General features: G+C 76.4%; 14 protein-coding genes. All 14 read left to right on the top strand.

Annotated features, from left to right (window positions below):
* Positions 1–23 precede the first annotated feature (23 nt).
* The 14 genes from E1B22_RS09335 (at position 24) to E1B22_RS09270 (ending at position 14,118) form a co-directional block, all read left to right on the top strand.
* Complete coding sequence (locus tag E1B22_RS09335; RefSeq protein WP_135225440.1) at positions 24–878, top strand: ScpA family protein; 855 nt, start codon at positions 24–26, stop codon at positions 876–878.
* Between the two features lie 2 nt (positions 879–880).
* Positions 881–1,477, top strand: a complete 597-nt coding sequence (scpB, locus tag E1B22_RS09330) for an SMC-Scp complex subunit ScpB (RefSeq protein WP_243123869.1) — start codon at positions 881–883, stop codon at positions 1,475–1,477.
* A gap of 17 nt (positions 1,478–1,494) precedes the next feature.
* Positions 1,495–2,184: a hypothetical protein gene (locus tag E1B22_RS09325; RefSeq protein WP_135225438.1), complete on the top strand. Its 690-nt coding sequence runs from the start codon at positions 1,495–1,497 to the stop codon at positions 2,182–2,184.
* A 109-nt stretch (positions 2,185–2,293) separates the two neighbouring features.
* A complete protein-coding gene (gene ytfJ, locus E1B22_RS14120) occupies positions 2,294–2,914 on the top strand; it encodes a GerW family sporulation protein (RefSeq protein WP_135225437.1) in 621 nt (206 codons plus the stop codon).
* A 119-nt stretch (positions 2,915–3,033) separates the two neighbouring features.
* Positions 3,034–4,125: a Ku protein gene (locus E1B22_RS09315; RefSeq protein WP_135225436.1), complete on the top strand. Its 1,092-nt coding sequence runs from the start codon at positions 3,034–3,036 to the stop codon at positions 4,123–4,125.
* Positions 4,126–4,210: 85 nt separating this feature from the next.
* Positions 4,211–5,395, top strand: a complete 1,185-nt coding sequence (gene ligD / locus E1B22_RS09310; protein WP_135225435.1) for a non-homologous end-joining DNA ligase — start codon at positions 4,211–4,213, stop codon at positions 5,393–5,395.
* Positions 5,396–5,568: 173 nt separating this feature from the next.
* The gene (gene ligD, locus E1B22_RS09305; protein ID WP_135225434.1) at positions 5,569–6,516 is read left to right on the top strand and encodes a non-homologous end-joining DNA ligase; all 948 of its coding nucleotides are present in this window, start codon (positions 5,569–5,571) and stop codon (positions 6,514–6,516) included.
* Positions 6,517–6,586: 70 nt separating this feature from the next.
* Positions 6,587–8,161 carry a DEAD/DEAH box helicase gene (locus E1B22_RS09300; protein WP_135225433.1) on the top strand — a complete coding sequence of 525 codons (1,575 nt, stop codon included), beginning with the start codon at positions 6,587–6,589 and terminating at the stop codon, positions 8,159–8,161.
* Between the two features lie 434 nt (positions 8,162–8,595).
* On the top strand, positions 8,596–9,333 hold the full coding sequence (locus tag E1B22_RS09295; protein WP_135225432.1) for a nucleoside recognition domain-containing protein: 738 nt from the start codon (positions 8,596–8,598) through the stop codon (positions 9,331–9,333).
* Between the two features lie 35 nt (positions 9,334–9,368).
* Positions 9,369–9,905 (top strand): spore maturation protein, encoded by a 537-nt coding sequence (locus tag E1B22_RS09290; protein ID WP_135225431.1) that lies wholly within the window; start codon positions 9,369–9,371, stop codon positions 9,903–9,905.
* 519 nt (positions 9,906–10,424) lie between these two features.
* Positions 10,425–10,886: a RidA family protein gene (locus E1B22_RS09285; RefSeq protein WP_135225430.1), complete on the top strand. Its 462-nt coding sequence runs from the start codon at positions 10,425–10,427 to the stop codon at positions 10,884–10,886.
* Positions 10,887–10,889: 3 nt separating this feature from the next.
* On the top strand, positions 10,890–11,708 hold the full coding sequence (locus tag E1B22_RS09280) for a pseudouridine synthase (protein WP_135225429.1): 819 nt from the start codon (positions 10,890–10,892) through the stop codon (positions 11,706–11,708).
* Positions 11,692–12,759 (top strand): nicotinate phosphoribosyltransferase, encoded by a 1,068-nt coding sequence (locus E1B22_RS09275; protein WP_135225428.1) that lies wholly within the window; start codon positions 11,692–11,694, stop codon positions 12,757–12,759. The genes E1B22_RS09280 and E1B22_RS09275 overlap by 17 nt, the downstream gene beginning before the upstream one ends.
* A gap of 456 nt (positions 12,760–13,215) precedes the next feature.
* Positions 13,216–14,118 (top strand): electron transfer flavoprotein subunit beta/FixA family protein, encoded by a 903-nt coding sequence (locus E1B22_RS09270; RefSeq protein ID WP_135225427.1) that lies wholly within the window; start codon positions 13,216–13,218, stop codon positions 14,116–14,118.
* Positions 14,119–14,130 lie beyond the last annotated feature (12 nt).

Here is a 14,130-nt window from a genome sequence, read left to right as displayed (position 1 = left end):
CCGGGCGGCGGGGAGGAGTCGGCATGGCGTACACCGTACGGCTCGACCGGTTCGAGGGGCCGCTGGACCTGCTGCTGCAGCTGATCGAGAGGCAGGAGATCGACATCCACGACATCCCCATCGCCCGCATCACCGAGCAGTACCTGGAGCACCTGGAGGCCATGCGCCGGCTGGACCTGGAGGTGACCAGCGAGTTCGTCGTGCTGGCCGCCCAGCTCATCGAGATCAAGGCGCGGATGCTGCTGCCGCCGGAGCCGCGCGCCCAGGAGGAGGAGGCCGCCGAGGAGCCGGACCCGCGCGAGGAGCTGGTGCGCCGGCTGCTGGAGTACCGCCGGTACAAGGAGGCCGCCCGCTATCTGAGCCAGCTGGCGGAGCAGCACGGCGGACGCTATCCGCGGCTGGCCGAGGCCATCGAACCGCTGGCCGGCGAGCTGAGCGGCCTCGAGGGGGTGACCCTGGAGGACCTGGTCCGCGCCTTCGCCACCGTGCTCGCCGCCGCGCGCGAGACGCCCGAGGTGGTGGTGGAGCCGGAGGAGGTGACGGTGGCCCAGCAGATGGACGCCATCCTGCGGCTGCTGGCCGCCACCGCGGGCCCCGTCACCTTTCGCGCCTGCTTCTCCGGCCGCGCCACCCGGCTGGAGGTGGTGGTCACCTTCCTAGCCCTGCTGGAGCTGATCCGCCAGGGGCGGGTGCGGGTGCGGCAGGACCGCGCCTTCGGCGAGATCGTGCTCTACCCCGCCGAGGGGGTCCGGGCCGAGCCCGCGGGCGGGGAGGAGCGGGGCGGACGGCGCGGTGCCGGCGCGGAGCGGGAGAGCGGCGGCGAGACCGGCGCGGCCCCGGCGGCGGAGGAGGCGGCCCCAGGGGGGACGCCGGCTTGACGGTGGAACCGATCCGGGGCGCCGTGGAGGCCCTGCTCTTCGTCGCCGGCGAGCCGCTCTCCGTGGCCCGCATGGCCCGCATCCTGGGCGTCGGCGAAGGGGTGGTGCGGGAGGCGCTGGCCGAGCTGGCCGAGGCCTGCCGGGCGCCTGGGCGCGGGATCGAACTGGTCGAGGTGGCCGGCGGCTGGCAGCTGGTGACCCGGCGGGAGTACCGGCGCGCGGTGGAGGAGCTCCTGCAGCCGCGGCGCCAGGCGCTCTCGCGCGCGGCCCTGGAGACGCTGGCCATCGTCGCCTACCGCCAGCCGGTGACCCGGGCGGAGATCGAGGCCATCCGCGGCGTCCAGTCGGAGGCCGGCCTGCGGACGCTGCTGGAGCGCGGGCTGATCCGCGAGGTCGGCCGCAAGGACGCGCCCGGCCGCCCGATCCTGTACGGGACCACGCCCCTCTTCCTGCAGATGTTCGGCCTCAAGGACCTGAGCGAGCTGCCGCCCCCCAGCGCCTTCGTCCCGCCGGACGCGCCGTCGCTGGACGAACGCGGCGCGACGCCGGGGACCCCGCCCGATGGGGGGACGTCCACGCCCGGCCCTGGGGCATCCTAGCGGGCGGAGGTGCTCCCATGGGCCGCTCCGGGCTGGCCGCCGCCACCCTGGCCCTCGCCCTGGCCATCGCCGTGCGCTGGATCCTGCACCGGCCCCTCCTGCCCCTGCGACTGCGGGTCCGCTGGCGCGGTCGGCGGTTGACGGCAGCGCTCATGGTCGGCTGGCCGCGCCTCGCCTACCGCGCCTGGATCACCGGCCGGCTCCCCGGCCCCCTGCGGCGCCGGCACTCGGTGCACCTGCCCGGGGTCGGCCCCCTTCGGCCACCCGCCCGGGACGGGCGACGGCGGGGGACGCGGATCCTCCACCTGAGGCCGGCGCCGGGCGCGGCGGCCGCCGGCGGGCCGGCCGCGAGCCACCCGTGGCGACGGCTCCTGGCCGGGGACCGCTGGGAGATCCGGCGCCTCTCCCTGCGCATCGTGGCGGGCGTCGTCGACGCCGCGGCCACGGCTTGGCTGGCCGGCAGCCTCTGGGCGCTGACCGGCGCCGCCGCCGCGGCCGTCGCCGGGCGTCGCGCCACCGGCCCCGTCGACGTTCGGGTCGAACCGGCCTTTGGCCGGCACGCCTGGGCCCTGGAGCTGGAGTGCATCGCCCGCCTGCCGCTTTGGGAGACTATGAGCGCCGCCTGGGCGCTCCGCTCCCGGAGGCCGCCGGCGGCCCCCGCTGCCGGCCCGCGCCGGGGGCCGCGGAGGCCGGGCGCGCAACCTTGACGGCCGCACGGCCTTGACGGCCCCACGGCCCACCCGCCACCGGCGGGGCCCGCGGGGACCGGCGGGGTCGGACGCGCAGGCGGCGCTGCAGGGCAGGGGGGTCGAGGGGTTGGGCGAGCATCCCATCCAGGGCTTGATGCACACGGCGATGGAGAGCCTCAAGCAGATGGTGGACGTCAACACCGTCGTCGGCGACGCGGTGGAGGCCAAGGACGGCACGGTCATCGTGCCCGTCTCCCGCGTCTCCGTCGGCTTCGTCGCCGGCGGCGGCGAGTACGGCCGGGAGCCGCGGCGCACCGAGGCAGGCGACGCCGCCTGGCCCTTCGCGGGAGGCAGCGGGGCGGGGGTGAGCGTCCAGCCGGTGGGATTCCTCGTGGTGGGACAGGGTCGGGTGCGGCTGCTCCCGGTGGCCGAGGGCGCCTTCCTGGACCGCATCATCGATGCGGCCCCGGAGGTCCTGGATCGGGTCCGCCGTTTCTGGTCGGGACGAGACGGGACGGTCCCGGGCGGAGCCTCCGCCCCGGGCGGCCGCACGGCGGCCGGCGCCGGGGCGTCGGGGTCGCCCGCCGTGCCGGGGGCGCCGCTCGCCGGGCCGCAGGGCCAGCGGCCCGGACCCGGCACCGGCGCCATGGGATCCCGGGCGCGCCCCGGGGACGCCGCGACGCGCCCCCTGGAGCGAACCGGCTGGTCGGCGGGCGCGGTGGGGGACGAGTCGCCGCCCCTGGACTAGCCGCCGCTGGCGCCGGAGGGCGCCGGGCTGCCAGGCGTCGGGCCGGGCGGTGAGGGCACCGGCGCAGGCCGGGGATGGATGCCGGCCGGGGTCGGGGCGCGGGGAAGGGGAGATGGCCGGTGCGCAGCCTCTGGCGGGGCGTGATCAGCTTCGGCCTCGTCAACATCCCCGTGCGCATGTACCTGGCGGTGGAGGAGAAGGCGGTCCGCTTCCGCCAGCTGCACCAGCGGTGCGGGACGCCCATCCGCTACCGCCGCTGGTGCCCCCGTTGCGACGTGGAGGTGGCCGCGGAGGAGCTGGCGCGGGGGTACGAGTACGCCCCGGACCGGTTCGTCCTGATCACCGACGAGGACCTGGCCCGCCTGCCCCTGCCCACCGCCCGGGCCATCGAGATCCTGGACTTCGTCCAGGGCGAGGCCATCGACCCGATCTACTTCCAGCGCACGTACTACCTCGAGCCCGCCGAGGGCGGCGGCAAGGCCTACCGCCTGCTGCGCCGGGCCATGGACCTGCGGGGCCGCGTGGCCATCGCCAAGGTCGCCCTGCGGAACAAGGAGACCCTGGCCTGCCTGCGCACCTTCCGCCAGCGGGCGCTGGCCCTGGTGGCCATGGCCTATCCCGACGAGATCCGGCCGCTGGAGGCGCTGCCGGCCTTCGCCGCCCTGGGCCCCCCGGAGACGTCGGTGCCGGCGGGGGCGGACGTCGCGCCCGGCGGCGCGCGAGCAGCGGGCCCGGGGGGTCCGGCCGACGGGGGACCGGCCCCCGGGCATGACGGGCAAGGGCGGCCGCCCGCCGTGACCGCTGCGGGTTCCGCCCCCCTGCGTCCCGACGGCTGGCCCGGCGCCGCCCCGAGCGGCCCGCCGCCGGATGGCGCCGCCGTCGATGGGACGGCCGCCGGGCGGCCGGCGGAGGCCGACGGGCGCCCGGCCTCCCCCGTCGCAGCCCGCACCGGCGGGGACGGGGCGGTGGACGACCGCGAGCTCGAGCTGGCGCTGCACCTGATCGACCGGCTGACGACCCGCTTCGATCCCGACCGCTACCGCGACCGGTACCGGGAGGCCCTGTTGACGGTGGTCCAGCGCAAGCTCCAGGGGCAGGAGGCGGTGGTGGCGCCGCCCGAGCCGGCCCCGGTGGTCGACCTCATGGAAGCGCTGCGGGCGAGCCTGGAGCAGCTGGAGGGCCGCCGGGGCGCGGGCGCCCCGGTCCGCTGAGGCTCGCCCTGTCCCGGCGGCCGGCGTCGCCCGCCGGGCCGTCGGGCCGGACGTGCCGCCGGGTCGCGCCAGAGGGGGGCTGACCGTGGCGGGCGGAGGGCCGCCCATCCCGCGGACGTGGCACGAGCTCTGGTGCCCGGGCCGGCTGCCGCCGATGCTGGCCCGCCGGGCCCCCGCGCCCTTCTCCTCGCCGGCCTACCGCTTCGAGGTCAAGTGGGACGGGTATCGCTGCCTGGCCTTCGCCGACCCCGTCCTGGGACGCACCTTCCTCCAGTCCCGCCACGGCCACGACCTGGCGCCGCGATTCCCCGAGCTGGCCGGCCTCCACCGCCTGCTGCCGGCGGCCGCGGTCTTGGACGGGGAGATCGTCGCCCTGGTGGCCGGGCGGCCCTCCTTCGCCGCCCTCCAACGTCGGGCCGGAGGGGTGCGCGCGGCGGCCGGCGCGGCCCGCGACCGGTCCGCCGCCATCGCTCCGGCGCTGTTCGTCGTCTTCGACCTCCTCGGGCTCGGCGGCGAGGTCTGGCTTCGCCGCCCGCTGGCCGACCGCGTCCACCGCCTGGAGCGCCTCTTCCCCCAGGGGTCGGCGCCCGGCGTCGCTCTCTCCCGCGGCGTCGAGGGCCAGGGCGAGGCGTTGTTCGCCCGCGTCCGCGACCAGGGGCTGGAGGGCGTGGTGGCCAAGCGCCTGGACAGCCCCTATTTGCCGGGATGGCGCACCGACCACTGGCAGAAGATCAAGGCGGAACGGGAGCTGGAGGCGGTGGTGGGCGGGGTGGTGCCCGGAGGCCGGGCGGCCGGGGTGGGGACCCTGCTCCTGGGGCTCTACGGTCCGGACGGGGCGCTGCACTACGTGGGCGACGTCAGCACGGGCCTCGGCGGCGAGGCGATCCGCCACTTGCTGGGACGCCTCCGCCCGCGGGCCACCTGCCCCTTCGCCACGGTGCCGGCGCGCGCCCGCCACCGGCCGGTGGTCTGGGTCGAGCCCAGCCTGGTGTGCGAGGTGACCTACCTGCACTGGACGCCCCAGGGGCACCTGCGGCACCCCGTCTTCCGGCGCTGGCGCGACGACCGGGCGCCGCGGGACTGCCGGCTGCCCGCCGACGCGGGTCACCCGGCCGCGGGCCGCGACCCGGACGGTCCTGGCGACGGCCCCCTTGGGCGAGGGCGAGGCCTCCCCGGAGGGAGCCCCCGCGGGCGCCCCGGAGCGAGCCCTCGCGAGCGCGGGGAGGACCTCCCCGGAGGGAACCCCCGCGAGCGAGGGGAGGACGGCTGACGCCGGCCCCAGCGCCCCCGCGGCGGCATCCCCGGGCCGGAGGCGGGGGTGACGGCGTCCCCTTCCCAGCCCCGGCCCGCCCGCGGCGGGCCGCGCCGGGCGGCGCCGAGGCGGTCGCCGGCGCGGGGCACGGCGTGCGGCCCGCGGCCGGGAGGCGGGGGAGGGCCGATCCCATGCCGGGAGAACGGCTGCGGGTGCAGGTGGCCGGTCGAACGCTGGAGCTCTCCCACCTGGACCGGCTGCTCTGGCCCGACGCCGGGCTGACCAAGGCGGATCTGATCGACTACTGGGTGCGCGTGGCGCCGTATCTCCTGCCGCACCTGCGCGACCGGCCGCTGGTCTGTACCCGCTACCCCGACGGGGCCCAGGCCCCGGGATTCTACCAGAAGGACGCGCCGCCCGGGACGCCGCCGTGGGTACGCACCTGGCCCTACCGAACCCGGGAGGGCCGCACCATCCGGTTCCTCCTGGCGGACGAACCGGCCACCCTGGCGTGGCTGGGCCAGCAGGCGGCCATCGAGATCCATCCGTGGCTGTCCACCATCGGGCACCCCGACCGTCCGGACTGGGTGGTCTTCGACCTGGACCCCGGTCCCGGGGCCACCTTCGCCATGGCCGTCGAGGTGGGGCGCCTGGTCCGCCACGTGCTGGCCGCCCTGGACCTGGACGCCTATGCGAAGACGTCGGGGGCCACGGGCCTGCACGTGTTCGTCCCGGTCATCCCGGAGCATCCTTATCCCGTGGTCACCGCGTTCGCGCGGCGGGTGGCGGCGGTGGTCCAGCGGCTGCGGCCCGACCTGGTCACCACCGTGCGGGCGGTGGCCCGGCGGCCCCCGGCCACGGTCTACCTGGACGTGCTGCAGAACGGCAAGGGCAAGACGCTGGTCACGGTCTACGGTCCCCGGCCGCGGCCGGGTGCGCCGGTGTCCATGCCGGTGACGTGGGAGGAGCTGGAGCGCGGCGTCGAGCCCGCCGCCTGGAACCTGCGCACGGCGCCGGCGCGGTTGCGCGCCGTGGGCGATCTCTGGGCGCGGGCCGCGGCCAGCCGCCGCTCCCTGACCCCGGCCTGCCGCCGGCTCGGCCTGGACGTGGGAGCGGGCCGGCTGCCCAGCCCCGTGTAGGCCGCGGACGCTCGGTGCCGGCGGCTTGGGGATCCGGGTCGGGACCCGGCCCGCGGAGGAGGTGACGGGCATGGCCCTCGCCTGCTGGCCGGAGCTGCGACGGCTCTGGGAGCGCCGGGGCGTGCACTACCTGGGATACCAGATCGAGGCCGCCCGGCGCGCGGTGGAGGACCTGGGGGGCCGGGCCATCCTGGCCGACGAGGTCGGCCTCGGCAAGACCATCGAAGCCGGGCTGGTCACCCGCGAGCTCATGGCGCGCCACGGCATCCGCCGCGTGCTGGTGCTGGTTCCCACGCCGCTGGTCAGCCAGTGGGCCGCGGAGTTCCGGGACAAGTTCGCCCTCCCCCTGGCCGTCAACCCGCGGGGAGCGGCCCTCCAGCGCGCCGAGCGGATCGTGACCTCCCTCGACCTGGCCAAGCGGGACGAGCAGCGCCGCATCCTCCAGGCGCGCCCCTGGGACCTGGTGATCGTGGACGAGGCCCACAAGCTGAAGAATCGCAACACCCAGGCCCACGCCTTCGTCCGCGGGCTCGCGACCCGCTACCTGCTGCTGCTCTCCGCCACCCCCCTGCAAAACGACCTGACGGAGCTCTACAGCCTGGTGAGCCTGGTGCGGCCGGACCTCTTCGGGTCCTACAGCGAGTTCTGGCGCAACTTCCTCCTGGACAAGCGGACCCCCAAGGACCCGCAGCAGCTCAAGCAGGTGCTGGCCCGGGTGATGATCCGCAACCGGCGGGCCGAGCTGGACCTGCCCTTCCCGGCCCGGGAGGTGGAGCTGGTCGGGCTGGACCCCTTCCCCGAGGAGCGCGAGCTCTACGAGGCCGTCCTGCGGGCGGTGCGCGAGGAGTACGCCGAGCGCCGGCTGTACCACGGCACGGTGCTCCCGCTGCTCACCCTGCAGCGCGAGGTCTGCTCCAGCTCCCACGCCCTGCGCGCCACCCTGGAACGGCTGGCGGGCAGCGAGGGGTGGCAGTCGCTGGCCTGGACCCGCGTGCGCGAGCTGGCCCGCCAGGTGGACGAGAACCACAAGGCCCAGATGCTGGAGCGGCTGATCCACCGGCTGGACGAGCCGGTGGTGGTCTTCACCGAGTTCCGCGCCACCCAGGACTACCTGGCCCGGCGCCTGCGCCGGGCGGGGATCGAGACCGTGGTCTACCACGGGGCCATGGGGGCGGCGGAGCGGGACGCCGCCACCGCCCGCTTCCGGCGGGGCGCGCGGGTGCTGATCAGCACCGAGTGCGGCGGACAGGGGGTCAACCTGCAGTTCTGCCGCAACGTGGTCAACTACGACCTGCCCTGGAACCCCATGCGGGTCGAGCAGCGCATCGGCCGCGTCCACCGCCTGGGACAGCGGGCGGAGTCCGTGCGGGTCTTCAACCTCTACGCCCGCCGCACCATCGAGGAGTACATCCTGCGCCTCCTGGATGAGAAGATCAACCTGTTCCGCCAGGTGATCGGCGAGATCGACCTGATCCTGCGCAGCCTGGACCGGGAGAAGTCCATCGAGGCGCGCATCGCCGAGATCACCCTCTCCTCCCGGGACGACGCCGAGATGGCGGCGCGGTTCGAACGCTTCGGCAACGAGCTGGCGGCCTTCATGGAACGGGTGCGCCGGCGCACCCTGGCCTGGATGGGCTCCGGTTAGGGGGACGAACCGGCCCGACGGGCCGCCCCGCCGCGCCAGGCCGTAGCCCTCCCCGCCCCGGGCGGGAGCCCGGGGGCCGGCGCCGCGGTAGGGCCGTGCGGCGCCTGGTGACGGTAGCGAAGCGACGATCCGCCCGCCGGTCGCCGGGCGACGATCCCCGCCCCGGTCGCGGGCTGACGGTCCGCGTCCGTGCCTGCGAGGGCGCCGGCCGCCCGTCCAGAGGGGCCCCGCGTCGCGGCGCGACGGGGCCTCCCGCGGCGCGACGGGGCCCCCGCGGCGCGGCACGACGGTCGGTGCCGCCGTGCCGCATGCCCGTCGTGCGGCAGCGCTGGCGGGCGGGATGGGCCCGCCCCCGGCCGCATAGGGATTGACGGGGGTCCGGAGCCCGGCCGCGCCAGCCGCCGGACCCGCGGGCGACGGGGGAGGGGACCGGCGTGCTCGACCTGATCTGGCTGGGGCTGCTGATCGTGGGGTTGGCCGTGGCCGCCGCCACGGGGCGCGTCGAGCAGGTCACCGAGGCCGTCATGGCCTCGACGCAGCTGGCGGTGGAGACGGTCATCGGCTTCCTCGGCGTCACCTCCCTGTGGCTCGGCCTGATGAAGATCGCCGAGGAGGCCGGCCTGGTGACGGCGGTGGCCCGCGGGCTCCAACCCCTGATGCGCCGGATCTTCCCGACCATCCCGCCGGGGGATCCCGCCCTGGGGGCCGTGGTGATGAGCGTCAGCGCGAACCTGCTGGGCGTCGGGCCGGCGGCCACGCCCCTGGGGCTCAAGGCGATGCAGGAGCTGCAGCGCATCAACCCGCACAAGCACGCCGCCTCCGACGCCATGGTGACCTTCCTGGCGCTGACCACCTCGGGCGTCACCCTGGTGCCGGCCACCGTCATCGCCGTGCGGGCGGCGGCCGGGTCGGCCAATCCCGCCGAGATCGTGGGGCCCACGCTGCTCGCCAGCACCGTGGCCACCGTGACCGCCCTGGCGGCCGATCGGCTCCTGCGGCCCCTGGCCCCCGTGCCGCCCCCGCCGCCCGGTGCGGACACCGCGGACGCCCCGCACCCGGGGGCGGTGGACGGGGCCGCGGGAGCCTCCGGGCCCGGCGGTGACGCCCCGCGCCGCTGCGACGCGTCGCCGGCCGCCCCGCCGCCGGACCCGTCCGGCCCGGGCCCCGCCTGACCGGGGGGAGGGGGCCGCCGGAGGGGGCGCGATCCGTGGTATGGGAACTGGTCCAGCTCCTCTCGACCTGGTCGATCCCGGCCCTCCTGGTGGGGATCCCCATCTACGGGTTCCTCCGCGGCGTCCGGGTGTACGAGGCCTTCGTCGAGGGGGCCAAGGACGGCTTCTGGATCGGGGTGCAGATCATCCCCTACCTGGTGGCGATCCTGGCGGCCATCACCGCCTTCCGCGAGTCGGGCGCCATGGCGCTGCTGGTCCACCTGGCCGAACCCCTCCTGCGCCCCCTGGGCATGCCGGGGGAGGTCCTCCCCCTCGCCCTGGTCCGGCCCCTCTCCGGGGGCGGCGCCTTCGGCCTGATGGCCGACCTGGTGCGCCAGCACGGGCCGGACTCGTACATCGGCCGGCTCGCCACCGTCATGCAGGGGAGCACCGACACCACCTTCTACATCCTCACCGTCTACTTCGGGTCCGTGTGCATCCGCGCCTCGCGCCACGCCCTGCCCGTCGGCCTGATCGCCGATGCCGTCGGCATCCTCACCTCGGTGCTGCTGGTCCGCGCCCTCTTCGGCTGACGGCCGGGCGACGCGGGCGCCGGCCGGCGGAGGCGCGCCCCGGCCGGCGGGCCGCACGTCGCGCTCCCGGCCGACGGCACGGGGGGTTCCTCCGTGCGGGACCCGGCGCCGCGTCCCTCCCCATGGCGCCGCAGGCCGCGTCCTGCCCACGGCGTCCCGCGCCGCGTCCCTCCCCCCGGTACCGCGGGCCGCGTCGCTCCGGCCGGCGCCCGCAGCCGCATCCCTCTCCACGGCGCCGCCGGCTGCGTTCCTCCCCACGGCGTCGCGGGCCGGGCTCCTCCGGCCGACGCCGCGGGCTGCGTCCCTCCGCGCGGGACCGCGGGCGGGGTTCTCCGGGCCGACGGCGCGCGCCGCATCCCTCCGCCCGGGACCGCAGCCCGGCCGGGCGCTGGCGAGACCCCCCGCCTGCCCACCGAGCCGGCCGGCGCCATCCCGCCCCCGGTGGCGCCCGTCGGCGCCCGTGGACGGGTCTGGCAGGGGAGGCCAATATAGAGGGGAGGAGGGGAAGGAGGGGGTCCGTTGTCCTTCGAACGCCGCTTGGAGGAACTCGGCCTCGCGCTTCCGCCCGTGGCGCCGCCGGTGGCTGCCTACGTGCCCGGCGTGCTGGAGGACGGGTGGCTCTACGTGTCGGGACAGCTGCCCCTGCGCGAGGGGCAGGTGCTCTACCGCGGCAAGGTGGGCCGTGACGTCACGCCGGACGACGGCTACGCCGCCGCGCGCCTCTGCGCCCTGAACGCCCTGGCCGTGGTGCGGGCGGTCGCCGGCTCGCTGGACCGCGTGGTGCGCGTGGTCAAGGTGGTCGGGTTCGTCAACAGCGCCCCCGGCTTCACCGGGCAGCCGCAGGTGGTCAACGGCGCCTCGGAGCTGCTCGGGCAGGTGTTCGGCGAGCGCGGACGCCACGCGCGCTCGGCGGTGGGGGTGGCGGAGCTGCCCCTGGATGCCGCCGTCGAGGTGGAGGCCGTCTTCCGCGTGGAGGTCTGACCGGTGCCCGCCGAGCGACTGCAGAAGCTGCTGTCCCGCGCCGGGATCGCCTCCCGGCGGCGGGCGGAGGCGTGGATCGCCGCCGGCCGCGTCACCGTCAACGGCCGGCCCGCCGTGCTGGGGACGCGGGCGGACCCGGAGCGGGACGTGATCGCCATCGACGGGCGCCCTCTGGGCGATCTGCCCCGGCGCCTGGCCCGCAAGCGGTACGTGCTCTTCCACAAGCCGCGGGGCATGGTGACCACGCTGCGCGATCCCCAGGGGCGTCCCAGCGTGGGCGACTTCTGCCGCCGGGTGGGGCTCGCGGGTCTGCATCCCGTGGGCCGGCTGGACGTCGACAGCGAGGGCCTGCTGCTGCTCACCGACGACGGCGAGCTGACCTTCGCCCTGACCCACCCGCGCCACGAGGTGGACAAGGTCTACCACGTGCTGGTGCGCGGCCCGCTGGAGGCCCGGCGCCTGCGCCGGCTGCGGGACGGGGTGCTGCTGGACGACGGGCCGGCCCGCGCCCGGGCCGCCCGCATCCTGCGCCGGCGCCCCGGGGGCGGGTGGGTCGAGGTGGTGTTGCGGGAGGGCCGCAAGCGCCAGGTCCGGCGCATGTGCCGGGCGGTGGGCTGGGACGTGGTGCGGCTGGTGCGGGTGGCCGTGGGACCGTTGCGATTGGGCCGCCTGGCGCCGGGCCGCTGGCGGCCGTTGACCCGTGCCGAGGTCCGGGCCCTGCGGGAGGCGGCGGGCCTGTCGGCGGACGGGGACGAACCGGCCCCGGCCCCAAGGGGCGGCCGGGACGAGGGAGGCGTGGGCGACCATGGCATCGGCCGGTGAACCCGAGACCCCGGCGACGCAGGGCCGCGTCGACTCCTTCGCGACGCTGGACGCGGTGCGCCCCGGCCCGGGGCGGCTGCACTCGGCGACCCACGAGGAGATCCGGCGCGGCGCGACCACCGACGTCTACTTCGTCAAGACCTACGAGGTGCTCCGCCACCTGGGGGCCCTGGACACGCCGGTGACGGCGGACGTCTTCGCCAACCGGGCGGGGATCCTCTGCGGCGTGGAGGAGGTCCTGGAGCTGCTCCGCGGGCTGCCGGTGGCGGTCTGGGCCGCCGACGAGGGGCAACCGGTGGAGGCCGGCCAGGTGGTGCTGCGCATCCAGGGACCGTACGGCGCCTTCGGCCTGTACGAGACGGCGCTGCTCGGCATGCTCGCCTCGGCCACCGGGTGGGCTACGGCCGCCCGGCAGGTGAAGGAGGCGGCTGGGGAGACGCCGGTGATCTGCTTCGGCGCCCGGCACGTCCACCCCGCCGTGGCGCCGGTCATGGAGCGGGCCGCCGTGGTCGGCGGCATGGACGGCGCCAGCTGCATCCTGGGCGCCCGGCTGGCGGGACGGGACCCCGTGGGCACGCTGCCCCACGCGGTGATGCTGATCGCCGGCGACACGCTGACGGTGGCCGAGGCGGCGGACCGGGTGTTCCCGCCCCAGGAGGGTCGGGTGGTGCTGGTGGACACCTTCCAGGACGAGGCGGTGGAAGCCGTGCGGGTGGCGGCGGCCATGGGCCGTCGGCTGGCGGCGGTGCGGCTCGACACGCCGTCGGAGCGGGGCGGCGTCACCCCCGGCCTGGTCCGCGAGGTCAAGGCCCGGCTCGCCCAGGCCGGCTTCGGGCACGTCAGGGTGTTCGTGTCGGGCGGCATCACCCCCGAGCGCATCCCGCCGCTGAAGGCCGCGGGCGCCGATGCCTTCGGCGTCGGCAGCTACGTCGCCGCCGCGCCGCCGGTGGACATGACCATGGACATCAAAGAGGTGGCCGGCCGGCCGGTCGCCAAGCGCGGGCGCATCCCCGGCGCGCCCGCGGATCCACGCCTGCGCCGTCGCCTGTAGGCGCGACACCAAGGCCGGCGGCGCGAAACCGGCGGGTCCCCGCGCCGATCCACGGCGAAGACGGGATCGCATTGAAACCCACCGCGAAGAGGCATACAGTGGGATTGAGGGTGGCGAGCCAACGGATCGCACGTCGTGGCGAACGAGGCGAACCGACGGGTATCGCACGTTGTGGCAAACCAAGGCAAACCAAGTTGCACGGTGAAGGCTTCGTCGGCACGATGGCGAACCCCTCTGGGGACGGAGCCGCGGGCGGCGGCGCGGGTCCCTCGGCGGTGACGTGGGAGCAATCTCTAGGCCAACATGTGAACCGTATCACAAAGTAGGCCGGCCGTCCCCACCGGCGGGCCGCGCTGCGCGGCGGTCTCCGCCAGCCGGGCGGACCCGGCCAGCCCGCAAGCCGCGCCGCGCGGATGGGAGACGGCGCAGCACCGGGCGGGAAAGGGCGGTGGGAGCATGCACGTGGTGGTCTGCCTCAAGCAGGTGCCCGACAGCTCCGAGATGCGCATCAACCCCAAGACGGGCACCCTGGTGCGCCAGGGCGTGACCTCGATCATCAACCCCTACGACGTCCACGCCCTGGAGGCGGCCCTGCAGATCAAGGACCAGTTCGGCGGCGAGGTGACGGTGGTCAGCATGGGCCCCCCCTTCTTCGAGCAGTCGCTCAAGGAGGCGGTGGCGGTGGGGGCCGACCGCACCATCCTGGTCAGCGACCGGGCGATGGCCGGCGCGGACACCTTCGCCACCAGCCGGGTCCTCGCCGAGGCCATCCGGCGCATCGAACGGGAGTTCGGGCCCGTGGACCTGATCTGCTGCGGCCGGCAGACCATCGACGGCGACACGGGGCAGGTCGGGCCGGGGATCGCCGCGCGCCTGGACATCCCGGTGCTGACCTACGTGATCCGCATCCGGGAGGTCAACCCCCAGGGGCGCTACATCGTGGTCGAGCGCAAGGTGGAGGGCGGCCGCCAGGTGGTGCGCTCGACGCTGCCCGCCCTGCTGACCGTCGAGAAGGAGCTCAACGAGCTGCGCTACGCCTCCCTGCCCGGCATGCTGCGGGCGGCGCGGCACAAGCCCATCGTCTGGAACCGCGAGACCCTGGGGCTCGACCGCACCGAGGTGGGGCTGCTGGGGTCGCCCACCATCGTGGCCAAGTCCTTCACCCCGCCGGAGCGGAAGCGGGACACGGTGATGATCGACGGCAGCGACCCGCGGCGGGCCGCCCGGGAGCTGGCCGACCGGCTGCTGGCGCACCCCACCTTCCGCAAGGCGGTGTTGGAGAGCCGACGCGCCGCCGCCATGGCGGCGGCCATGGCCCAGGGGGCGGGTGGCGCGGCCGGTTCGTCCGGCGATCGCTGAGCGCCGTTGGAG

It is taken from the genome of Thermaerobacter sp. FW80, assembly GCF_004634385.1.
Taxonomy (GTDB): domain Bacteria; phylum Bacillota; class Sulfobacillia; order Thermaerobacterales; family Thermaerobacteraceae; genus Thermaerobacter; species Thermaerobacter composti.
The sequence above is the reverse complement of the archived record's forward strand: the minus strand, read 5'-3'. Positions and strand labels throughout refer to the sequence as shown.